We start from the raw sequence: 20,394 nt of genomic DNA on the forward strand, positions 1-20,394 counted from the left end.
TCTGCAGCTCGGCGCCTTCCGGATCGCCAAGGCCGTCGCGGCGCACTCGTTCGAGCGGGTCTACACGCTGTTTCCGCGGCTCACGGAGCGGCGCAAGCAACTGGCCGGCACGCTGTCGTGCGGCGAGCAGCAATTGCTGGCGATGGGCCGGGCCTTGATGGGCGCCCCCAAACTCCTGATGCTGGACGAGCCGAGCCTCGGCCTCGCGCCGATCATCGTGGCCGACATCTTTCGAACCATCGGCGAATTGCGCGCCGCCGGCGTCTCGGTGCTGCTGGTCGAGCAGAATGCCCAGGCCGCGCTGAAGATCGCCGATCGCGCCTATGTGATGGAGCTCGGCGAGTTCATCCTGAATGGCCCGGCCGCGGAGATCGCCACCAATACGCGGGTGGCGGCGAGCTATCTCGGGTTCGCGCACGAGGGCGAGAAGGATCTGGAAAAGTAGCGTGGGCAAAGGCGCGCTTGCGCCGTGCCCACCCTTCTTCTGTGTCGCCGAATTGGTGGGCACGCTTCGCTTTGCCCACCCTACGATTTCATCTTACTGCCGTCATGCCCCGCGAAGGCGGGGCATCCAGTACACCGTGACAGAGAGATCAACCTCAGGCACCACGGAGTACTGGATCACCCGCCTTCGCGGGTGATGACAGTGTTGCCTACTTCGCCGGAACGTACTTCCCGTCCTTCACGGTCAGGATGATGCGGGAGCGATCGTCGAGGCCGTAGCGGTCCTTTTCGGTGAAGTTGTAGACGCCCTGGCTCGCCGCCATGTCCTTTTCGCTCAGCAGCGCCTTGCGGATGCCCTCGCGGAATTCCGCCGTGCCGGGCTTGCCGGCCTTCAGCGCCACTGGAATGACGCGCTTGAGGATTTCGAAGGCGTCGTAGGAGTGCCCGGCGAACTGGCTGCGGCTGTTGGGGCCGTATTTGGCCTCATAGGCGGTGTTGAGCGCGAGGCCCGGCTTCTTGGTCAGCGCGCTGTCGGGCTGGGTTTCCGGCGACATCACCGGACCCGACGCCATGATGACGCCCTCGGCCGCCTTTCCGGCGATCCGGATGAAGTCCATGCTGGCGGCGCCGTGGGTCTGATAGATCAGGCCCTTGTAGCCGCGTTCGCGCAGCGTGGTCTGCGGCAGGGCCGCCGCGGTGCCGGATGCGCCGATCAGGATCGCATCGGGATTGGCGGCGACCAGCTTCAGCGCCTGGCCGGCAACCGAAGTGTCCGGGCGTGCGAAGCGCTCCTCGGTGGCGATCGTCATGCCCATGGGCACGCCCTGCGCCTTGAAGTCGTTGAACCAGAGGTCGCCGTAGGAATCGGAATAGCCGATATAGCCGACGGTTTTGACCTTGTTCGCCTTCATGTGCTCGTACAGCACCTTGCCCATGATCGGGATCGGCTGCGGCATCGCTACCGACCACTTGGCGCGCTCCGGCGTGATCGGGAACGGCGCCAGGCCGAAATGCGGAATGCCGGCCTCGTTGGCGACGGTGGAGACCGCGACCGTCGGCGGGGTGGTGGACGACCCCATGATGATGTCGGCCTTTGACTCCGTGACGAAGCGCCGGGCATTGGTGGTGGCCGCGGTCGGGTCGCCGCCGTCATCGAGCGTGATCACCTTGAGCGCCACGCCGCCGATTTCCTTCGGCACGAATTCGAGGGCGTTGCGCTCGGGAATGCCGAGCGCCGCGGCGGGGCCGGTGGTGGTTACGGTGATGCCGATGACGATTTCATTGGCCTGCGCCATTGCAGGCAGAGCCGGCAGCGTCAGCGACGCCGCGACGACCGCGGCCGACAGGTAGAACTTGTTCATCGTTTCCTCCCTTTGAGTGTTGTTATCCAACCTAGATCAAACTCAGGCTGATTGTTCAGCCCTTCTTTAGGCGATGGGCCTGCACAAGTCAGCCCCGCTTGAACCTCGCAATGATTTCCTCCGGCATCGGCGCCGATTTCAGCCGGCCCGGATCGTCCGGGTGCCGTCCGACCAGCACCCTCGTCTCGAACGCCTCGATCGCCAGCGCCTCGCCCTTGAACACCTTGTGGGTCACCTCGAAGCTGGAACGCCCGAAACTCTCGATCCGGCTTTCGATCGCGATCCAGTCGCCATGGGTCGAGGCGATGTGGAATTTCGCCCTCGTATCGACCATGGGAATGCCGACAAGGCCGTATTTATGGATGATGTCCTGCTTCGAGAAGCCCGCGGCCTCGAACATGATCGAGGTCGAATCGTCGAACATCGCGAAGTAGCGCGGGTAATAGACGATGTTGGCGGGGTCGCAGTCACCCCACTGGATCTGCACGTCGCGCCTGTGGACGAACATGGCTTACGGAACCCCTACGGAGCGGCAAAGACGGTGACCCCCCTCTCCCATCGGGAGAGGGTTGGGGTGAGGGGTTACGGTGTTCGACCTATGTCGTAACCCCCCACCCGGATCGCTACGCGATCCGACCTCTCCCGATGGGAGAGGTGAAGAAGGATATGCGGCGCGACGCAATTCCATGTTCACGAGACCTATTTCGGCGCCATGCGGAGCGCGGCATCGAGCCGCACCACCTCGCCGTTCAAATAGGGGTTGTCGATCATGTGCAGCGCCAGCGAGGCGAATTCGTCGGCGTGGCCGAGGCGGTGCGGGAACGGGATCGCGGCGGCGAGCGAGTCCTGGGCTTCCTGCGGCAATCCACCGAGCAGCGGCGTCAGGAACAGGCCGGGCGCGATGGTCAGCACGCGGATGCCGAACTGCGCCAGTTCGCGCGCGATCGGCAGCGTCATCGCCACGATGCCGCCCTTCGAGGCCGAATACGCCGACTGCCCGATCTGGCCGTCATAGGCCGCGACCGATGCGGTCGAAATCACGACACCGCGCTCGCCGGTCGACAGCGGCTCCAGCCTGGCCATCTCGGCGGCGGCCAGCCGCAGCATGTTGAAGGAACCGATCAGGTTGACCTTGATCACCCTGTCGAAATCGGCGAGCGGCATCGGGCCGTCGCGGCCCACCACCCGTTTGGCCACGCCGATGCCGGCGCAGTTGACCAGGATGCGTGCGGGGCCGTGCGCCTTGGAGGCGGCGACGACAGCGGCTTCCGCCGAGGCGGCATCCGAAACGTCGCACACTACCGCGACGCCGCCGATCTCGGCAGCGAGAGTCTCCGCGAGCTTGGCATTGAGGTCGCATACCGCAACCTTTGCGCCGCCAGCAGCCAGCCGGCGCGCGGTCGCAGCGCCCAGCCCCGACGCACCTCCGGTGACGATGGCGGCCTGATCCTTCAACTGCATGGTCTTCTCCCTGGCAAACTTGTTCCTGGTAACGGGTTAAAGCGCGATCACATGGGGTGGCGGCGTCGGCGAGTAGAGCAGGTCGATCAGCCCGCTGCGGTGGTCCAGCACCGCGCGCTGGTTGATCGAGCCCTTGTCGGTGACCTCGCCGCGGTCGATCGACAGCGGCGTATCGAGCAGGACGGCGCGCGTGATCCGCGTCGAGGATCCCGTCGCGCTCGCCAGGAACCTGGTCAACCGTTCGCGAAACGCCTCGCGGATCAGCGGATCGGAAGCGGTGCCGGCAAGGTCGTCCACCGGCAGCGTCGGATTGATCAGGCGGCAGCCGTCGAGATCGAGAATGACCAGCGCCGAGATCTCGTCGCGGTTGATGCCGGCAATCACGACGTCGCGCACCATGGGGGCACAGGCCGCGACAAGGCGCGCGCGCAGCGGACCGACACTGACCCAGGTGCCGCTGGCGAGCTTGAAATCCTCGGCGATGCGGCCGTCGAAATCGAAACCCTTGCCGAAATCATCGGGATCGACCGGCTTCAGCGCATCGCCGAACTTGTAGAAGCCTTCCTCGTCGAACGCTGCCGCGGTCAGTTCCGGCTGCCGCCAATAGCCCGGCGTGACGTTGGGACCCTTGGCGCGAACCTCGAGCTTGCCGTTGTTCGGGATCAGTTTCGCGTCGTTGCCGGAAACCGGGAGTCCGACATGGCCGGACCGGCTGGTAGCGGGTTTGACCGACATGAAGAACGGCGCGGTCTCGGTGGCGCCGAGGCCGGTCAGGACAGGCACGCGGTAGCCGGTTTCAGCGACCGCGAGTTCGTCCAGCATGTTCCAGACGAACGGCGACAATGCCGCACCCGAGAAGAACATCGCATGCAGGCGGTGAAAGAATTTGGCGCGCAGTGCCCTGTCGTCACGCAAATACGGCAGCAGCGATTCGTAGCCCTTCGGCACGTTGAAATAGACCGTCGGCGAAATCTCGGCGAGATTGCGCACGGTTTCCTCGATGCCGCCGGGCATCGGCTTGCCCTCGTCGAGATACATCGAGCCGCCGTTGAACAGCGTCAGGCCGATATTGTGGTTGCCGCCGAAGGTATGGTTCCAGGGCAGCCAGTCGACGATCACGGGCGGTTCGTCCTTCAGGAACGCCAGCGTCTCGCGCAGCATCACCTGGTTGGCGCAGATCATCCGCTGGGTATTGATGACCGCCTTCGGATTGCCGGTCGAGCCCGAGGTCAGCAGAAACTTGGCAATGGTATCCGGGCCGATGGCGTCGTGCGCGGCATCGAGGCCGGGATGCTCCGGCGTCGCGAGCAACTGGCTGAGCATCGTCACCTCGCGGCCCGGCACGGTGCCGCGCGACGCCACGATCTCGATTCCATCGGGAACATTGGCTGACAGCGCATCGGCGAATTTGCCGGCGTCGTCGGCGAACACCAGTCCGGGCGTCAACAGCTTCATCAGGTAAGCGAGCTTGCCGTAATCCTTCGACACCAGCGAATAGGCCGGCGACACCGAACAGAAGGGTATGCCGGCATAGAGCGCGCCGAATGCGAGCAACGCGTGATCGACCGAATTGCCGGAAAGGATTACGATCGGCTTCTCGGCGGACAACCCGCGCGCCAGCAATGCAGAGGCGATATGCCGGGCCGCAACCAGCAGGCGCGCGTAGCTGATCTGGCGCCAGCCGCCGCCGGCTTCGCGCTCCGCCATGAACACGCGATCGGGCTCCGCCCCGGCCCAATGATGCAGGCGATCGGTCAGGCGGACCGGATAGTCGCCGAGCGGCGTTTTGGGCCTGAGATAGATGATGTCATCCCGACGCTCGATCGTTACGGCGGGATCGCCGAACGAGATCGGCCGCAGCGGCGCAGTGCCGGCTCCGGTCGCCATCGACATGTGGGGCGTGGCGCTCATGTCAGGCAGGTTTCACCTTTGCGGTCTTGCGGTCGAGAAAATCACGAATGCGGCGCTTGGCCTCTTTGTCGCTCTGCGCCACCGTCGCCATCAGCGATTCCATCAACAGGCCGGTTTGCGGATTGGCTTCCGCGATCATCGGCAGCGCCTGCAGCACCGCGAAATTGGTCAACGGCGCGTTGGCGGCGACACGCTCGGCCAGTTCCATCGCCTTCGGCAGGGCGCCGCCTGCTTCGGTCAGATACTGCGTAAAGCCATAGGCGGACCCCTCGGTCGCCGAATAGACCCGCCCGGTCAGCATCATGTCGGTCATCCTGGCGACTCCGATCAGCCGCGGCAGCCGCACCGACCCGCCGCCGCCGACGAAAATGCCGCGCTGGCCCTCGGGCAGCGCGAAATAGGCCGAGGGCTCGGCGACCCGGATATGCGCCGCGCAGGCAAGCTCCAGCCCGCCGCCGATCACCGCGCCCTTGAGGGCGGCGATGACAGGCACGCGGCTGTACTGGATGCGATCGAACACCCGGTGCCACATCTGCGAATGCCGCAGGCCCTCGCTGGCATCCTGCTCGGTCAATTCCGACAGGTCCAGACCCGACGAGAAATGATCGCCGATGCCGTGGATGACCACCGCGCCGACGCTCTCGGGCAAATCGGAGAAACAATCCTGGATCGCGAGGATAATGCCGTCATTCAGCGCATTGCGCTTGGCCGGCCGGTTGAGACCCACGGTCATGACCGCGCCCACCGTCTCGATCTGGAGCAGCGCGGACCGCTCGGCGGTCGCGGCAGGTGCGGCGTTTCCCATGGCTATTTTTACGTCCTGTCGAGAATAGTTATGTTTTATAACGAATTTGGAGGGAGTCAATCCTCTTACCCTCCCCTGGAGCGGGCGGGTCGTCTCGCATCGCAAGATGCGAGACGGGATAGGGTGACGGTCTCCCAACTCAGGCAGCGTTCGAGTGAAAGACTTTCGCCCTACCCCGCCCGCGCGTTACACGCGCGTCGACCCTCCCCCTCCAGGGAAGGGTAAGAAGATTCACAGCACCTGATGCACGTCGATGACGACGCGGTCGGCGTGGCGCGCGGCGGAGCCGACGAACAGGTTTTCCATCAGCCATCGGTATTTTTCGGCGCCGGTCTCGAATTTCGGCACGGTGCGAAAATAAATCAGTTCGGGGTCGACGGCCTCGCCGCGCTTCAGCTTCTGCAGCAGGTCTACCGGGCCGAAGCGGATGCCCCGGTTCTCGACATAGACCACCGCGCCGTCATCGGTCTCGAAGGCGTATTTCGCCTCCAGCTCGATCAGCTCGTTGGGCCGGATGATCTGGAAGTCGGCGCCGAACGCGCAGATCCTGCCATTGACGCTTTCGCCGCGCACCTCGCCGCCCAAAATCGGAATGATCCGGCGCACGCCGTGACCGATCTCACCGGCCGATGTCACCTCGCCGATACGGACGGTGAGGGTGAAGACATACCTGGTCGCGAGCTCCGGTGTCATCGAACTATCCCATCATGCGCTGCGGCAACCAGAGCGCCAGTATCGGAAAGGCAATCAGGATCACCAGCCGGATCAGGTCGGTGAAGACGAACGGCATCACGCCCCGAAAGATCGTCGAGAACGATACATCGGGGATCACGCTCTTGATGACGAACACATTCATGCCCACGGGCGGAGAGATGAGGCCGAGTTCCACCGTCATCACGACGATGATTCCGAACCAGATCGGATCGAAGCCGAGATGGATGATCACCGGGAAGATGATCGGAACGGTCAGGATGATCATGGCCATCGCGTCCATCAGGCACCCCAGCACCAGATACATGACCATGATGAGCGCGAGGACGCCGTAGGGCCCGAGGCCGAGGCCGGTGAGAAGCTCCGTCACCTTTTGCGGGGTTTGCGTCACCGTCAGGAAATAGCCGAAGATCAGCGCGCCGATCAGGATCGTGAATACCGCGGCGGCGGTGCGGGTCGCCTGCAGCAGCGAGTTGAGGATTTTCTCCTTGTCGAGCCGTCCGGTGAGCACGCCGATCAGGAACGCGCCGGTAGCGCCGACGCCGCCCGCCTCGGTCGGCGTGAAGCGCGGCAGGTAAGGCAGCCCGTAGAGGCCGCCGATGACGAAGATGAACAGCAGCACCGGCGCCCAGATATCCTTCAGGCCGGCGAACCGCTCGCGCCAGCTGGTCTGCGGGCCGGTCGGCAGAAAGCCCGGCCGGAGCCAGCCGATCAGCGCGATGGTCAGCATGTACATGGCAATGGCGAGCAGGCCTGGAATGATGCCGGCCATGAACAGCTTGCCGATGTCCTGCTCGGTGATGATGCCGTAGACCGCCAGCACCGTCGACGGCGGCAACATGGCGCCGAGCGTGCCGCCGGCCGCGATCACGCCGGTGGCGAAGGATTGCGGATAGCCGAAACGGCGCATCTCCGGATAGGCGACGGCGGAAAACGTCGCGGCGGTCGCGACCGACGAACCGGAGATCGCGGCAAAGCCGCCGCAGGCGCCGACCGTCGCGATGCCCAGCCCACCCCGCAAATGGCCGACGAACCCGTTGGCGGCGCGGAACAGTTCGCGGCTCATCCCGGAATTGGTGACGAACGCCCCCATCAGCAGGAACATCGGAATCACGCCGAACGTATAGTCGGTCACCGTGCGCATCGAGGTCTGGCCGACCATCTTCAGCGCCGGGGAAAACCCGACCAGGTAGCCGAAGCCGGTGACGCCGACGAGCCCCATCGCCATGCCCACCGGCACGCGCAGCAGCATCAGCGCGAACAGCGCGGCAAATCCGAGGACGGCGACGGCGTCGGTACTCATGCCGTCTACTCCACGGGCTTGATTTTGGGATCGTCGTGCATCAGTTCCGGACTGAAAATCAAACGCCAGGTGCGGACCGCGATCAGCAGCACCGCGGCAGCATCGCCGGCCCACGCCACCGCGAAGAATGGCCAGGTAGGCATGCCCATATCGAAGGTGAGGACATTATCCTTGTAGGTGCCATGCACCTTGTCGAACAGAGTCCAGGTCTGCACCGCCACCACGAACAGCAGCACCAGCGTGGCAAAGATGTCGATCCAGCGCTGGTAGCGCGGCCCGACATTGGCCCACACCAGATCGACGGTGATATGCGTGCCGCGATAGCTGGTGGCGGCGATGCCCCAGAAAATCAGGATACCGAGCAGCATGCGCCCGATATCGAAGGAATCGGGGATCGAATAGCTGAAGATATTTCGCAGCAGCACGGCGATGAAGATGTTGGCGGCGACGATGCCGACAAACGCCGCCGCGATCCATTCGATCGTATCGATGAAACGATCCATCGAAGCGCGCTTCATTTCCGCCCCACGCCGCCTTCAGGTGTTGCAAGGGAAACGGCGGCGGGAGCATCCCGCCGCCGCGTCGATAAGGCGTCGTTACTGCGCCAGCGCGTTGTTCTTCGTCAATTCGGCGCGAAGCTCCTTCATCGCCGCATCCGGGTCGCCGCCGGCCTTCTTGACATTGTCGGACCAGGTCTTGACCAGCGGCTCCGAGGCCTTCTTCCACAGCGCCGTCTGCTCCGGAGTCAGCTTGTAGACCTCATGGCCGGGCAGCGCCTTGATTTTCTCGACACCGGAGTTCTCGTACACGCCCCAGGGTTCGCCGACGCGGCCGGCGGCCTCGGTGGAGCAATTATTGTCGATCGCCTTCTTCTGGCGGTCGGACATCTGGTTGTATTTGTCCTTGTTCATCACAAAGGCGAAGGTCGTGACGTAGATCGGCGCCTCGATGTGATATTTCGTCACCTTGTCGATGCCGAACAGCAGCACCGATCCCCACGGGAAGGTGACGGCGTCGGCCACCCCGCGCTCGATGATGTCGCGGACTTCCGGCGCCGATGACTGCACGTTGGTGCCGCCGAGCGAGGTCACGTAATTCGCCATGGTGGCGTGGGCGGGGCGGATCTTCATGCCCTTGATGTCGTCAGGCACCACGATCTTCTTGGTGCGGGAATGGAAGGTGGAGGGCGAGTGGATGAAGCCGAGGCAGAACTTGACGTCCTTCATCTCCTTCTCGGCATATTTCCGGTACCAGGCGTCCAGCGCCATCGATCCACCCTTGGCGTCCGATATCAGGAACGGCAGCTCGCCGGCTCCGATGATCGGGAAGCGGCCGGGCTGATACCCCGGGTTGATGTAGGTGACGTCGGCGATGCCGTCGCGCGCCATGTCGTAATGGTCGAAAGCCTTGCCGAGCTGCTGCGCCGGAAAGACCTTGTACTTGATGGTGCCGCCGGATTCCTTTTCGACCGCGTTGCCCCAGTCTTCCAGCGCCTTCTGCAGCGGGTGCGACGCCGGCACCCAGTGCGACAGCTTCAGTTCGAAGGTCTTTTCCTGCGCGAACGCGGGCGTCACGCTGGCGGCCATCAGCAACGCCAAGAACGTTTTCCTCATCGACATCGTCTCCCTCATGCTTCCGGGGCTTCAATGGCCCTTTGCGGATATTGTTATATGATATAATTATCATTGCAAGACGCGCGGTGGCGTCCGCAGCTTTGGTTGAAGCGTATAATAGTCGGGGGGGCAAGGTTTGAGGACAAAAGTAGCCATCATTGGCGCGGGACCGGCGGGTTTGTTGCTCGGGCAACTGCTGCACGCTTACGGTATCGACAACGTCATCCTGGAGCGCCAGACGCCGGACTACGTGCTCAGCCGCATCCGCGCCGGCCTGCTCGAGGAAGGAACCGTGGTCCTGCTCGAGGAAGCCGGCGCGGGCGCGCGCGCCCACCGCGAGGGCCTGGTCCATGAAGGTCTGGAGCTCGCCTTCGGCGGCGGGCGCCACCGCATCGACCTGAAGGCCGCCACCGGCAAGACCATGATGATCTACGGCCAGACCGAGGTGACGCTCGATTTGATGAACGCCCGCAAGGCAGCCGGCCTCGCTACGGTCTACCAAGCCACCGACGTCAAGCCGCAGGGCTTCGACACCGATCATCCGCGGGTGAGCTACGTCAAGGACGGCGTCACCCACGAAATTGCCTGCGATTTCATCGCCGGCTGCGACGGATTTCACGGCGTCAGCCGCGCCAGCATCGACCCTTCTGCTATCCAGACCTTCGAACGAATCTATCCGTTCGGCTGGCTCGGGATCCTGTCGGACACGCCGCCGGTCAGCCACGAACTGATCTACACCAACCACGCCAGGGGCTTTTCGCTGTGCACCATGCGCTCGATGCGCCGCAGCCGCTATTACGTGCAATGCTCGCTCGACGACCATGTCGATCAATGGCCGGACGAAAGGTTCTGGGATGAACTGAAGCAGCGGCTGGACCCGGAGGCGGCGGATAAACTGATCACCGGGCCCTCGATCGAAAAGAGCATCGCGCCCTTGCGCAGCTTCGTCGCCGAGCCGATGCGGTTCGGACGAATGTTCCTGGCCGGCGACGCCGCCCATATTGTGCCGCCAACTGGCGCCAAGGGGCTCAACCTCGCCGCCAGCGACGTGCGATTTCTGTCGCATGCGCTGCGCGAATATTACGACGAGAAGTCCTCTGCCGGCATCGACTCCTATTCCGCGCGGGCGTTGGCGCGGGTCTGGAAGGCGGTGCGGTTTTCGTGGTGGATGACCGCGATGATGCACAAGTTTCCCGACCAGGGCGATTTCGGCGCGCGAATTCAGCTGGCGGAACTGGACTATCTGGTGGGTTCGCAGGCGGCGACGGCGTCGCTGGCGGAGAATTACGTGGGCCTGCCGTATTAGGCGTTCGACATCGGTAACGGCCGTCACGTCACTAACTTATGTCGTCACCCGCGCGGGCGGGTGACCCAGTACGCTCCGGTTCCTCGATTCAATTGACCGCCTCTGGGATACGGGATCACCGCCTGCGCGGGTGATGACGATTTTGTTTCGAAGTAAGCGCGCGCATGTCGTTTCAAACGCCCACGCGAATCCCGTTTAAAACTTTGTAGGCGGTGCATTGCGTAACGAAAGCGCGTTCAATGGCGGAATGGAGCACCGCATGACCAATACCGATATCCCCGATGGTTTCGAACGCCAGTCCCGCCCCAGTCCGTTGACCGATCCGTGGGAGCCGATCTATTCGAAGCAGACGCCTGACGCGATCATCCTCGGGCTGCGGCTGGCTACGCCACATACCAACGCGCGCGGCTTCGCCCATGGCGGGTTGATCGCCGCGCTGACCGACAAGGCGATGGGACACAGTTGCGGCCACAAATTGCGCGGCGCCTACTCGTTGGTAACCGTGAGCATGTCGATCGATTTCATCAGCAGCGCCCAGATCGGGCAGTGGCTCGCGGTCGAAACCGACGTCATAAAGACCGGCAGCACGCTCTGCTTCGCGCAGTGTTTCGTCAAGGCGGACGACGCCGTGATCGCGCGCGCCAATGCGACGTTCCGCGTGGTGCCGAAGAAGGCATGATCGTCAGCCGAATTGCCAGTCGCTGATGTCGACCACGAGATCGATGAAGCTGCGCACCTTGGCCGACAGCAGCCGCGAGGTCGGATAGACGATGTGGATCGGCAGTGGCGGCGCTTCGAACTTCGCCAGCACGATTTTCAGGCGGCCGGCCTTGACCGCGTCGGCGGCCTGATAGGCCAGCACCCGGGTCAGGCCGCCGCCCTGCTCGGCATACTGGAGCGCGGCATCGGCGCTGTTGGTCAGGAATCGCGGCGTGCAGGCGACGCGGATATCGCGGCCGGCTTCGACAAAGCGCCAGTCCGGCGAGGCCGCCGTGGCACCGAACTGGATGGTCGCGTGCGACGCAATGGCCTCCGGCGTCCTCGGCGCACTATGCGCCTTGAGGTAGCCCGGGGAAGCCACCACGATCCGCCGCATCTCGCCGACCTGGCGGGCGACCAGGCTGGAATCGGCGAGGTGACCGATCCGGACGGCGAGGTCGACGCCGTCTTCCACCAGGTTGATCATGCGGTCCGACAGCCGCAGTTCGGCGGTCACCTCGGGATAGCGCTCCAGCCAGGCCGACATCACCGGGCTGACATGCAGGCGCCCGAATCCGACAGGGGCCGAGACCGTCAACCGTCCGCTCGGCCGGGTGCGTTCGCCCTCCACCGCGCCTTCGGCTTCCTCCACATCGGCGAGAATGGGTCTGATCCGCGCCAGATAGCGCGCGCCGGCATCGGTCAGCGTCACCGACCGGGTGGTCCGCTGCAACAGCCGGGCGCCGAGACGATCCTCCAGCGCCGCAATCAGCCGCGTCACGCCCGACGGCGACAGCCCCAGTTTGCGCGCCGCCGGAGCGAACCCCCGGAGATCGGCCACCGCGACAAAGGCCTGCATGGCGTCGATACGATCCATGTATTATTTCATATATCGCAATGATGAAGTGTCAATCTGGATAATTGTTCAATATTAGGAAACAGCCATATTTGGGGACGAAGACGACGTTTCGCCGTCCGGACACTTCAGGAGCTTTCGATGTCAGACACGCTCATTCATTCCAGCGACGTGGCGTTCACCCCGGCGGTGAAGGCCATACAGGCCCGCAAGGGATCTCGCGACGCCTATGCCCGTGTCGAGCAGCGTGGCGGCTGGCGCACCGAAGTCGACGAAAACCTCACGGCGTTCCTGGCGGACGCCAACAGCCTGTATTTCGCCACCAGTACCGCAGACGGCCAGCCCTACATCCAGCATCGCGGCGGCCCGAAAGGCTTCGTCAAAATCCTCGACAAGAACACGCTGGCGTTCGCCGATTACAGCGGCAACCGGCAATACATCACGCAGGGCAACCTGTCGGAAAATCCGAGAGCCTACATCTTCGTGATGGATTATGCGCATCGCCGCCGCGTCAAGATCTGGGGCGAGGCTCGAATCGTGGATGACGATCCGGCGCTTCTGACGTCGCTGACGTCCTCCGGTTACAAGGCGCGGCCCGAACAGGTCATCCTGTTCAAGATATCGGCATGGGACACCAATTGCCCGCAGCACATCCCGCAGAAGTTCGACGCCGCCGACGTGGCGGCGGCGCTGGCCGTGCGCGATAGCCGCATCGCGGAACTGGAAGCGGAACTGGCGGCGCTTAGGGCCCCGCCCTCTCCGGCGCGATAGACCTCACGCTGCCTCGCGCTGCGCCCGCCAGACGAAATCCGGATAGTACCGCTGCATCATGCGATCGACATAGTCTGTCAGATTGCGGAAGTGCTCGGTCCGCTCACGCAGCGGCGAGCTGAAGTAGGGCGTCAGGATCCCGGCCAGCGCGCCGAAGGCGGTGGCATCGGTGCCGCATGGCGAGTCTCCCATCAGATAGGGCTTGTCGCCGAGCTGGACCGACAGCGCAAACACCGAGCGAACCGCAAGATCGATGTCTTCGTCCGGCGCGTGGCGGCCGAGGCCGCTCAGCAAATAGTTCTCGGCGACGCGGAATTGCGCGTCTTCGCGAATCCTTTCGCGCTGGTGCTCCGGCACGGCATCGAAGAAGTGTGCAGGCCCCCTGGTAAAATTCTCGGGATCGACCCAGCGCGCGCCGACCAGTGCCCAATAGATGTGATGTTCGATCATCCGTTCGAAGGCCCAGGCCTGCGCACGCGCCTGCAAACTGAGGGGCGCATCGAAATCGAAACCGTATTTGCCTTCAATATGCGCGCGAATGAAGGTGGAATCGGCAATCGTCTCGGCCTCGTCGTCGACATAGGGCAGCTGGCCCTTGGGAGAAGCCGGCGGCATGGCCTTTCGCTTGCGGTAGTCGAGCCCGGCCATCTTCAGCTGGACCTCGGTCTTGGTCACAAACGGGCTGATTTCCGGCAGACCGAAGCCGGCGCCAAAGCCATAAAGCGTAATCATGTCGAGGCTCCCGATTTCCCGAGCAGTCGTTTCAGGCTATCGACCCCCTGCTGCCACCGTGGTGTCAGCAGCGGCAACATCGCGGCGCAGAGATCAAGGCCGTAAAGAATCATCATGGACAAAATCCTCTTCGTTGGAGTGTTGTCCCGGTGTACTGACCCCCTGCTGCCAACCTGCTGTCAGCATCGACGAGGCCGCATCACAAAAAGAGATTCACCATGAGGCGCGCGGACCGGCTGTTTCAGATCATTCAGGTGCTCCGGCGCAACCGGAAGCCGTTGACAGCCGACGCCATCGCGGCCGAGCTGGAGACTTCGAAGCGCACGATCTACCGCGACATCGCCACCCTGATCGAACAGCGGGTGCCGATCCGCGGCGAGGCCGGCATGGGTTACATCCTGGAGAAGGGCTTCGACATGCCGCCCCTGATGCTCACGCCCGACGAAATCGAGGCGGCTGTGCTCGGCGCGCAATGGGTGGCCGGCCATGCCGATCCGGTGCTGGCCAGAGCCGCCGCGGACCTGATGGCCAAGATCGCCGACACCGTGCCGGAACGGCTGCGGCCCTTCGTGCTCGAGCCCGCCAGCCGCGCCCGCTCGGCCTGGAACAGGCAGCCCGACCGCATCGACATGTCGCGGGCGCGCGCGCATATCCATGAAGGCAAGAAGATCGCGCTCTGCTATCGCGACGAACACGGCCGCGACAGCGAACGCATCATCTGGCCGATCGCGATCGGCTATCTCGAAGCCGTGCGGCTGCTGGCGGCGTGGTGCGAATTGCGCAAGGATTTTCGCAGCTTTCGCACCGACCGTGTCGTCGACGCGGTCTACCTCGACGAGAAATATCCGGAACGGCGCGACGCCTTGCGGGCGAAATGGCGGCAGAGCCTGGTCTGGGAACCGCCGAGCGACGCCTGACGGGATCGCAGCCTGCCCGCTGGCCGCCCGCGCCATTCCGCGCTAAACGAACCCATGGAGACCATCGATCCAGCCGCGTATGCCGACGGCCCTTGCCAGGCCTGCGGTGCGTGCTGTTCGTATTCGTCGAACTGGCCCCGCTTCACGATCGAGGACGACGCGGCGCTCGATCTCATTCCGGAAAAATTCGTCAACGACCGATTGTCGGGAATGCGCTGCGACGGCGACCGCTGCTCGGCGCTGTCCGGCAAGGTCGGGGTCGCGACCGCGTGCGGGATCTATGCCATGCGGCCCGAAGTCTGCCGAACCTGCATGCCCGGCGATGTCGAATGCGACATGGCGCGGAAGAGGCATGGGTTAGCAGTATTGACTTGATTGCATGAAGCGTCCCTGCGAACGCAGGACGACAGCCGGGAAGCTGCGTGCTTACGCCGTCACGGCTTGCGCGAATTCTTCGTCGTCAAGTTCGTCCTCGACCGGCGAGAAGGTGCTCAGCGGCTTGGTCGAAAGCGTGATCGGCTTGCGGTTGCCGTAGGAGGATGACGGCGCGGCGCGGCTGGTCGGGGTTTCGCGGGACAGCGCGTAGAGCGTCGAACCAACGCGGCCGCCGAGCTGGATCAACTCGCGTTCGCTGCAGCTTGCGGCGATCGAAAGCGCCAGCGAGTGCAGGTGGCTCCTGCGATAGCAGAACAGCGCCAGCATGGCCCGGACGTCGGAGGAAACGCTTTCCACCAGCACAGGCAGGCCGTTTTCGTTGGCCCGGTACATCTCGCCAAGCAATTCATCCCGGACCGGGCAGAAATCGTTTTCGTAGGCGTCGCGGCTTGAAAACATGGCAGTTCTCCCTGACCGCAAGGATGCAGTGCAAACTTCTAACGAAAGGTTAACCAAGGGCACCTGTAGTCACACGGGTATCTTGACCTTGCCCAATCGGTCGTATGCCCGAATTGATTCGCGCCGCCGTTCCCGGCGCGGGCGAGATCAGCCGTTCGCCGCCATGAAGATCGCGAGGCCGAAGCCGGTGAGATGATGCAGCGCCTGATCGACGCCGATCAGCGTCCAGAACCATGGATGTTCGTAGGTCACGCCGAAGGTGGATGTGCAAAGCCCCTTGGCGCGATCGATCGTGATGTGAATGAGAAAGTCGATCACGGCGACGAACCAGAACTTCGGCGCGATGATCAAAATCAGGGTCATGGCCACCGCGAAATGCACCAGGCAGTGCGCCAGCAATGGCAGCGCCCAGCCGGTTTTCTGATCCTTGCCGATCGCCATCCAGGAATTCTGCAGGACGAAATCCGCGATGACGTGCTTCACGGTGAGAAGCACCATCCACCCGACCAGCGCACCTACCGGGACCGACGACGACATGGTGGGAAACAACAAAGCTGACGCCCTTTGCTGGGACTGATCGGGACGGAGCGGAGGCGTTCAGCGCAACTCTTCTCAAACCCGGACAATTCGACCGGTATTTGTCATTTATGACATCTCCTGTGTCGGATTGCACCTGTGGGCGGTTCGAAAATCCCGAGGTGTGGCCTAACGGCGATAGATCGGGCGCGCCGGCAGTCGGGGCCGCCGGTAGGGTTACCGGCCGGCCTGATTTGCAATCTGCCGGCAGCGGGCTATCATCCCTGAACTAATAAAATGTCGTTCTTCTTTATCTTTTTACGATCTCGCCGGGCTTCGCGAAGCCAATTTGAGGCGGTGCCCCGGCCCGGATATCGGCCATGAGCGCAGAAATTTCTCCGCCGCAGGCAGCAACGCCCCCCGCGCGTGCCCGGCTCGCCAAAAGCAACCGCAGGCAGATGCTGCTTTTTGCCGCGCTGACGGTGATACTGACGATCGCGACGGTGTGGGGCTCCCGGGTCTGGCTGAATTCCGAAACGCTGGTGTTCGCGGTCGGCAAAGCCGACGGCCCGGAAGCCCGGTTCGCCGCCAGGCTCGCCACCCTGCTCAAGACCACCAATTCGCGGCTGCATATCAAGATCGTAGCCAATCCCGACAATGCCGGGGCGCTGGCCCAGTTCGACCGCAAGCAGGCGGATCTCGCGGTGCTGCGCACCGACGCCAAAGTCCCGCCCCGCGCGCGCGCCATTGCGATCCTGGAGAACGACGTGGTGCTGCTGATCAGCCCCGCCGGCAGGAAGATCCGATCGCTCGCGGACCTGAAGAACAGGAAGCTCGCGGTGGTGGCCGACGGCGACGGCGGTCCCGGCTTCGTCCGCCGCCTGCTCGGCGCTTCCGACGATCCGGCCGCTGCGGCGCGGCTCCAGTTGGCACCGCCCGCTTCGACCCTGGATAAATTGCTGGCGCCGGGCGGCTATGGCGCGGTGATCGCGATTGCCTCGGTCTCCCGGATGCTGAGGGACCGGAGCATCGAGCAGCAGATCAGGCGCGGTGGACTGACCCTGAACGACATCAGCGAGTCGAAGGCGCTGGTCCGGAGATATCCCGGCCTTACCGAGCAAACGTTGGCCGAAGGATTGCTGTCGTCTTCGCCCGCGATCCCCGGGGCGGACATCGATACGGTCGGGCTGCAGTGGCTTCTGGTGGCGCAATCCCGGCTGTCGACCGCGATCGCGGGAAATCTCGCGCGAGCGATCTACGAGAACAAGGCCGAGCTTGCGCTGGAGAGCGGCTTCGCCTCCAGGATCGAACCGGCGAGCATCGAAAAGGACGCCTTCATCGTCGCGCATCAGGGCGCCACGGACTACATCAACGACGACACCAAGTCCTTCGTCGACCGCTACAGCGACCTCGCCTATCTCGCCGTCGCGGCACTCAGCATCATCGGATCGCTTTTTGTCGCGCTCTACACCAAGGTGACCCGCGTGGCGCCGGAGAAGGCCAGCGAACTGGCGACCGCCATCCTCGATATCGGCGAGCGGATGGAGCATGCCACCTCGATGGAGGCGCTCGACGCGCTGCAGGACGAACTCGAAACCATTCTCCGGGGCGCGGTGATCGGGCTGCGCGACGGCACCATCTCGACCGACGGTCTGGAGACGTTCAAGCTCGGCTATCAATTCGTGCGTGACGAACTCAGCATGCGGCGCAAGAGCCTGAAGCGGCGCGGCGGCCAGGACGACAATGTGGTGATCGTCAAGAAGGCGCATGGCGCGTAGCGACGCAAAAAAGCCCCGGACGATGCCGGGGCTTTCAGATTGCTCGGGATGGGATACTGGAACTACCCGATCCGATCAGTACTTCGCGACAACCGGGCCGCCGAAGCGGTAGTTGAGGCGGGCGGTGACAATATCGACGTCCTGGCTGATCCGATCCGTGCGGGAGGCAAGTGGCACCGCAACGGCGGTAAAGGCGATATCGCGATCACCCATGAACAGGTGATTGTACTCGATCGCGAGCGACAGGTTCGGCGTGATGCCGAATTCGCCGCCGACTCCGACCGAGGCGCCCCAGCGGGTTTCGCTGCCGGTGTCGAAAACCACGTTCGTGGCGGTGACAAAGCCATCGTACTTGTCGTTGGTAACGGCGGCGCCGCCCTTCACGTAGAGCAGCATGTTGTTGAAGGCGTAGCCGACCTGACCGGTAAAGAGGCCGAACGCGTCGATCTTCGAGCGGTTCGAGGCGCCGGGGAGAAAGAGGCTCGCATTCGATCCGTTGAAATCGGCCCAGTTGCCCTGGGCTTCCAGACCGAACACCCAAGCGGCGGCCTGCCAGCGGTAGCCAACCTGACCACCGACCGTACCGCCGGAGGCATCGTGGCAACCTTCGGCAACGCTCGGAACGACGGCGATGCCGAGCACCGAGGTGGCGTCCCAGCACTTCCGGCTCCAGCCGCCACCGCCGTTGATACCAACGTAGAAGCCGCTCCAGTTATACATCGCGGCGATCATCGGGGCGGGCGCCTTGGTGTAGGGACGGGCGGCCATGTCGGCTGCCGAGGCAGCAGTCACGAGACCGAGGCTCAACGCGGCTCCACTGAGAAGCGCGATAAATTTGGACTGCATGGAAAAATCCCCTTGGAATGAATTCGATGACCCTAATGAAACCAGGTTGCGGGTCGAAACAAGTAAAACCCGCGGCTCGCTCGCCTGACGATGCACATTGCCGGGGCGCTGCGACATTTCTGCAATAGTGAGCCTTCGATTCCGCACGGAATCCGACCAAATTGGCTTTCCCCGGATATGGTCCGCGTGCGACTTCCGGGCCTTAAGTCTCCAGTTACCTTGAAATCCGCGTTTTTCCGATTCGCCCTTCCCGCCCCGCCGGACTGAAGTCAGCCCGCCCCGGCGATTTCCCCGGCCGCCAGCGCGCGGGCCCTGATTTCCGCGATGGTGCGCTTCAGCGCGGCCTGCCTCGGATCGGGCGCGGCGGCGGCGCGGGCCTCCGCCACGGCGCCGGCCAGATTTTTGAGCGGCAGCACGCCGTCGAAGGTCGGCTTGGCGAGGCCGTCGATGATCGCATGCCAGTCGGCGAGGCCCTGGCGACAGGTGGCGCCGTAGCCCTGCACCATGGTCGCGGTCTGCACGATCGCAGCGGCGGCCTCGGGCTGCCTGGTCAGCGCGCGATCGATCATGTGCAGCCAGCGCTCGACCCAGACCCGCTCCCTTGCATAGCGGATCGAGAACCGCCGCCAGCGCCGCAGCGACGCTTCGATCTTGAGGCGGAGAATGCTCCAGCGGTTCCTGGTGCTGAAGCGGATCGAAACCTGTTTGCGCACCCAGCCCCGGCGTTCGAGGAGCCCGAGAACAGGCCCCGCGATCGCCGCGGGGAGCGCCTCGACCAGTTCATCCAGCCGGAATTTCCTGATGTCGTCGGGCGTCCGGGCCGGCGGACCGCCGGCGCCGGGATTCAGTTCGGCGAGCTTCAGCTGCGCGATCCGGATCGGGTCCTGATAGCTCATGCGCATCGCCATCAGCCGCGCGATCTCGCCGAACATCGCCTCGTCGACGCCGGGCTTGCCGATGAACCGTCGCAGCCGGTCGACATAGAGCCTCGCATAGCGCGCGCCCTGATAGTCCATCAGCAGGTGAATGCCCTCGCTGACCACGGGCTCCACGCTCTCGGGCAGGCCGGGGGGCAGCGACGGCGGCGTGCCGTCGCCCTCCCCGATGAAATCGGAGAACAGGTAGCGCAGCGAGGACAGGAAGCTTGCCACTCCGATCCGCCTGTCAGGCGGACTTCGGCGCGGCGAGCGCCGGCGCGGCGGCGGCCTGCTGCGCCAGCCTCTCCTCCAGCTTCGCGATGTTCTCGAACAGCCGGGCGCTGGCCAGACGAAGGAAGTAGAAGCCGAATTCCGGATTCTGCACGTAAAGTTCCTCGACCTTGGTGTAGCTGACGCTGAGGATGAGACCGGCCTCGGTACATTCCAGCGTCTGGGTTCGCATGTTCGATGGCGACAGCATGCCGAGCTCGCCGACGATGGCGCCGACCGGCAGCTCGATGCCGGATTCGACCAGCTTGAAGCGGCCCGAGACGATGTAGAGCATGTCCTCGGCCTTTTCGTCCTTGTAGAACAGCACCTCGCCGGTGGTGCA

At 63.9% G+C, this 20,394-nt stretch carries 23 protein-coding genes; 7 read left to right on the forward strand and 16 right to left on the reverse strand.

Annotation, left to right across the window (positions count from 1 at the left end; all coding sequences use genetic code 11):
* A partial coding sequence (locus Q8R73_RS15345; RefSeq protein WP_305720398.1) for an ABC transporter ATP-binding protein occupies positions 1–445 on the forward strand: 445 nt, incomplete at its 5' end.
* 208 nt (positions 446–653) lie between these two features.
* On the opposite strand, the gene Q8R73_RS15350 is transcribed toward Q8R73_RS15345, so the two are convergent.
* The 9 genes from Q8R73_RS15350 to Q8R73_RS15390 all read right to left on the reverse strand — a co-directional run bounded on the left by Q8R73_RS15350 (position 654) and on the right by Q8R73_RS15390 (position 9,609).
* A complete protein-coding gene (locus tag Q8R73_RS15350) occupies positions 654–1,805 on the reverse strand; it encodes an ABC transporter substrate-binding protein (protein WP_305720399.1) in 1,152 nt (383 codons plus the stop codon).
* A gap of 88 nt (positions 1,806–1,893) precedes the next feature.
* Positions 1,894–2,313: a thioesterase family protein gene (locus tag Q8R73_RS15355; RefSeq protein WP_305720400.1), complete on the reverse strand. Its 420-nt coding sequence runs from the start codon at positions 2,311–2,313 to the stop codon at positions 1,894–1,896.
* A 191-nt stretch (positions 2,314–2,504) separates the two neighbouring features.
* Positions 2,505–3,266 (reverse strand): SDR family NAD(P)-dependent oxidoreductase, encoded by a 762-nt coding sequence (locus Q8R73_RS15360; protein ID WP_305720401.1) that lies wholly within the window; start codon positions 3,264–3,266, stop codon positions 2,505–2,507.
* A 36-nt stretch (positions 3,267–3,302) separates the two neighbouring features.
* Positions 3,303–5,177 (reverse strand): feruloyl-CoA synthase, encoded by a 1,875-nt coding sequence (locus tag Q8R73_RS15365; protein ID WP_305720402.1) that lies wholly within the window; start codon positions 5,175–5,177, stop codon positions 3,303–3,305.
* A 1-nt stretch (position 5,178) separates the two neighbouring features.
* The gene (locus tag Q8R73_RS15370) at positions 5,179–5,988 is read right to left on the reverse strand and encodes a crotonase/enoyl-CoA hydratase family protein (protein ID WP_371126104.1); all 810 of its coding nucleotides are present in this window, start codon (positions 5,986–5,988) and stop codon (positions 5,179–5,181) included.
* Between the two features lie 225 nt (positions 5,989–6,213).
* Positions 6,214–6,675: a DUF3237 domain-containing protein gene (locus Q8R73_RS15375; protein ID WP_305720404.1), complete on the reverse strand. Its 462-nt coding sequence runs from the start codon at positions 6,673–6,675 to the stop codon at positions 6,214–6,216.
* Positions 6,676–6,679: 4 nt separating this feature from the next.
* Entirely contained in the window at positions 6,680–7,996 is a 1,317-nt protein-coding gene (locus Q8R73_RS15380) for a TRAP transporter large permease (protein ID WP_305720405.1), read from the reverse strand.
* Between the two features lie 5 nt (positions 7,997–8,001).
* Entirely contained in the window at positions 8,002–8,514 is a 513-nt protein-coding gene (locus Q8R73_RS15385) for a TRAP transporter small permease (RefSeq protein WP_305720406.1), read from the reverse strand.
* Positions 8,515–8,592: 78 nt separating this feature from the next.
* The gene (locus Q8R73_RS15390) at positions 8,593–9,609 is read right to left on the reverse strand and encodes a TRAP transporter substrate-binding protein (RefSeq protein ID WP_305720407.1); all 1,017 of its coding nucleotides are present in this window, start codon (positions 9,607–9,609) and stop codon (positions 8,593–8,595) included.
* A 136-nt stretch (positions 9,610–9,745) separates the two neighbouring features.
* On the opposite strand from Q8R73_RS15390, the gene pobA reads away from it, so the two are divergent.
* On the forward strand, positions 9,746–10,915 hold the full coding sequence (gene pobA / locus Q8R73_RS15395) for a 4-hydroxybenzoate 3-monooxygenase (RefSeq protein ID WP_305720408.1): 1,170 nt from the start codon (positions 9,746–9,748) through the stop codon (positions 10,913–10,915).
* 259 nt (positions 10,916–11,174) lie between these two features.
* Positions 11,175–11,594, forward strand: a complete 420-nt coding sequence (locus Q8R73_RS15400; protein ID WP_305720409.1) for a PaaI family thioesterase — start codon at positions 11,175–11,177, stop codon at positions 11,592–11,594.
* A 3-nt stretch (positions 11,595–11,597) separates the two neighbouring features.
* On the opposite strand, the gene Q8R73_RS15405 is transcribed toward Q8R73_RS15400, so the two are convergent.
* Positions 11,598–12,491 (reverse strand): LysR family transcriptional regulator, encoded by an 894-nt coding sequence (locus Q8R73_RS15405; RefSeq protein ID WP_305720410.1) that lies wholly within the window; start codon positions 12,489–12,491, stop codon positions 11,598–11,600.
* Positions 12,492–12,611: 120 nt separating this feature from the next.
* On the opposite strand from Q8R73_RS15405, the gene Q8R73_RS15410 reads away from it, so the two are divergent.
* Entirely contained in the window at positions 12,612–13,241 is a 630-nt protein-coding gene (locus tag Q8R73_RS15410) for a pyridoxamine 5'-phosphate oxidase family protein (protein WP_305720411.1), read from the forward strand.
* Between the two features lie 3 nt (positions 13,242–13,244).
* Here Q8R73_RS15410 and Q8R73_RS15415 read toward each other — a convergent pair whose 3' ends face one another.
* Positions 13,245–13,973: a glutathione S-transferase family protein gene (locus Q8R73_RS15415; protein WP_305720412.1), complete on the reverse strand. Its 729-nt coding sequence runs from the start codon at positions 13,971–13,973 to the stop codon at positions 13,245–13,247.
* A gap of 218 nt (positions 13,974–14,191) precedes the next feature.
* On the opposite strand from Q8R73_RS15415, the gene Q8R73_RS15420 reads away from it, so the two are divergent.
* Positions 14,192–14,890: a YafY family protein gene (locus Q8R73_RS15420; protein ID WP_305720413.1), complete on the forward strand. Its 699-nt coding sequence runs from the start codon at positions 14,192–14,194 to the stop codon at positions 14,888–14,890.
* 54 nt (positions 14,891–14,944) lie between these two features.
* Complete coding sequence (locus tag Q8R73_RS15425) at positions 14,945–15,265, forward strand: YkgJ family cysteine cluster protein (protein WP_305720414.1); 321 nt, start codon at positions 14,945–14,947, stop codon at positions 15,263–15,265.
* A gap of 51 nt (positions 15,266–15,316) precedes the next feature.
* On the opposite strand, the gene Q8R73_RS15430 is transcribed toward Q8R73_RS15425, so the two are convergent.
* Positions 15,317–15,724, reverse strand: coding sequence for a hypothetical protein (locus Q8R73_RS15430; RefSeq protein WP_305720415.1), 408 nt, complete (start codon positions 15,722–15,724; stop codon positions 15,317–15,319).
* 147 nt (positions 15,725–15,871) lie between these two features.
* Positions 15,872–16,222, reverse strand: a complete 351-nt coding sequence (locus Q8R73_RS15435; RefSeq protein WP_305720420.1) for a DUF3307 domain-containing protein — start codon at positions 16,220–16,222, stop codon at positions 15,872–15,874.
* 398 nt (positions 16,223–16,620) lie between these two features.
* Here Q8R73_RS15435 and Q8R73_RS15440 point away from each other — a divergent pair, with 398 nt between their 5' ends.
* Complete coding sequence (locus tag Q8R73_RS15440) at positions 16,621–18,018, forward strand: TAXI family TRAP transporter solute-binding subunit (protein WP_305720416.1); 1,398 nt, start codon at positions 16,621–16,623, stop codon at positions 18,016–18,018.
* Between the two features lie 75 nt (positions 18,019–18,093).
* Here the strand turns inward: Q8R73_RS15440 and Q8R73_RS15445 are convergent, their stop codons facing one another.
* From Q8R73_RS15445 to Q8R73_RS15455, 3 genes are all read right to left on the reverse strand, one after another.
* Entirely contained in the window at positions 18,094–18,864 is a 771-nt protein-coding gene (locus tag Q8R73_RS15445) for an outer membrane protein (RefSeq protein ID WP_305720417.1), read from the reverse strand.
* A gap of 269 nt (positions 18,865–19,133) precedes the next feature.
* The gene (locus Q8R73_RS15450) at positions 19,134–20,015 is read right to left on the reverse strand and encodes a DUF6537 domain-containing protein (RefSeq protein ID WP_305720418.1); all 882 of its coding nucleotides are present in this window, start codon (positions 20,013–20,015) and stop codon (positions 19,134–19,136) included.
* Between the two features lie 13 nt (positions 20,016–20,028).
* Positions 20,029–20,394 (reverse strand): Crp/Fnr family transcriptional regulator (locus Q8R73_RS15455; RefSeq protein WP_305720419.1); only part of this gene is annotated, 366 nt, incomplete at its 5' end.

Source organism: Bradyrhizobium sp. (assembly GCF_030697065.1).
Taxonomy (GTDB): Bacteria; Pseudomonadota; Alphaproteobacteria; order Rhizobiales; family Xanthobacteraceae; genus Bradyrhizobium.

Bases quoted from the DNA above. Each gene is read 5' to 3' on its own strand.
- Q8R73_RS15350 (WP_305720399.1), bottom strand. From the start codon at position 1,805: ATGAACAAGTTCTACCTGTCGGCCGCGGTCGTCGCGGCGTCGCTGACG.
- Q8R73_RS15355 (WP_305720400.1), bottom strand. From the start codon at position 2,313: ATGTTCGTCCACAGGCGCGACGTGCAGATCCAGTGGGGTGACTGCGAC.
- Q8R73_RS15360 (WP_305720401.1), bottom strand. From the start codon at position 3,266: ATGCAGTTGAAGGATCAGGCCGCCATCGTCACCGGAGGTGCGTCGGGG.
- Q8R73_RS15365 (WP_305720402.1), bottom strand. From the start codon at position 5,177: ATGAGCGCCACGCCCCACATGTCGATGGCGACCGGAGCCGGCACTGCG.
- Q8R73_RS15375 (WP_305720404.1), bottom strand. From the start codon at position 6,675: ATGACACCGGAGCTCGCGACCAGGTATGTCTTCACCCTCACCGTCCGT.
- Q8R73_RS15380 (WP_305720405.1), bottom strand. From the start codon at position 7,996: ATGAGTACCGACGCCGTCGCCGTCCTCGGATTTGCCGCGCTGTTCGCG.
- Q8R73_RS15385 (WP_305720406.1), bottom strand. From the start codon at position 8,514: ATGAAGCGCGCTTCGATGGATCGTTTCATCGATACGATCGAATGGATC.
- Q8R73_RS15390 (WP_305720407.1), bottom strand. From the start codon at position 9,609: ATGAGGAAAACGTTCTTGGCGTTGCTGATGGCCGCCAGCGTGACGCCC.
- Q8R73_RS15400 (WP_305720409.1), top strand. From the start codon at position 11,175: ATGACCAATACCGATATCCCCGATGGTTTCGAACGCCAGTCCCGCCCC.
- Q8R73_RS15405 (WP_305720410.1), bottom strand. From the start codon at position 12,491: ATGGATCGTATCGACGCCATGCAGGCCTTTGTCGCGGTGGCCGATCTC.
- Q8R73_RS15410 (WP_305720411.1), top strand. From the start codon at position 12,612: ATGTCAGACACGCTCATTCATTCCAGCGACGTGGCGTTCACCCCGGCG.
- Q8R73_RS15415 (WP_305720412.1), bottom strand. From the start codon at position 13,973: ATGATTACGCTTTATGGCTTTGGCGCCGGCTTCGGTCTGCCGGAAATC.
- Q8R73_RS15420 (WP_305720413.1), top strand. From the start codon at position 14,192: ATGAGGCGCGCGGACCGGCTGTTTCAGATCATTCAGGTGCTCCGGCGC.
- Q8R73_RS15425 (WP_305720414.1), top strand. From the start codon at position 14,945: ATGGAGACCATCGATCCAGCCGCGTATGCCGACGGCCCTTGCCAGGCC.
- Q8R73_RS15430 (WP_305720415.1), bottom strand. From the start codon at position 15,724: ATGTTTTCAAGCCGCGACGCCTACGAAAACGATTTCTGCCCGGTCCGG.
- Q8R73_RS15435 (WP_305720420.1), bottom strand. From the start codon at position 16,222: ATGGTGCTTCTCACCGTGAAGCACGTCATCGCGGATTTCGTCCTGCAG.
- Q8R73_RS15440 (WP_305720416.1), top strand. From the start codon at position 16,621: ATGAGCGCAGAAATTTCTCCGCCGCAGGCAGCAACGCCCCCCGCGCGT.
- Q8R73_RS15445 (WP_305720417.1), bottom strand. From the start codon at position 18,864: ATGCAGTCCAAATTTATCGCGCTTCTCAGTGGAGCCGCGTTGAGCCTC.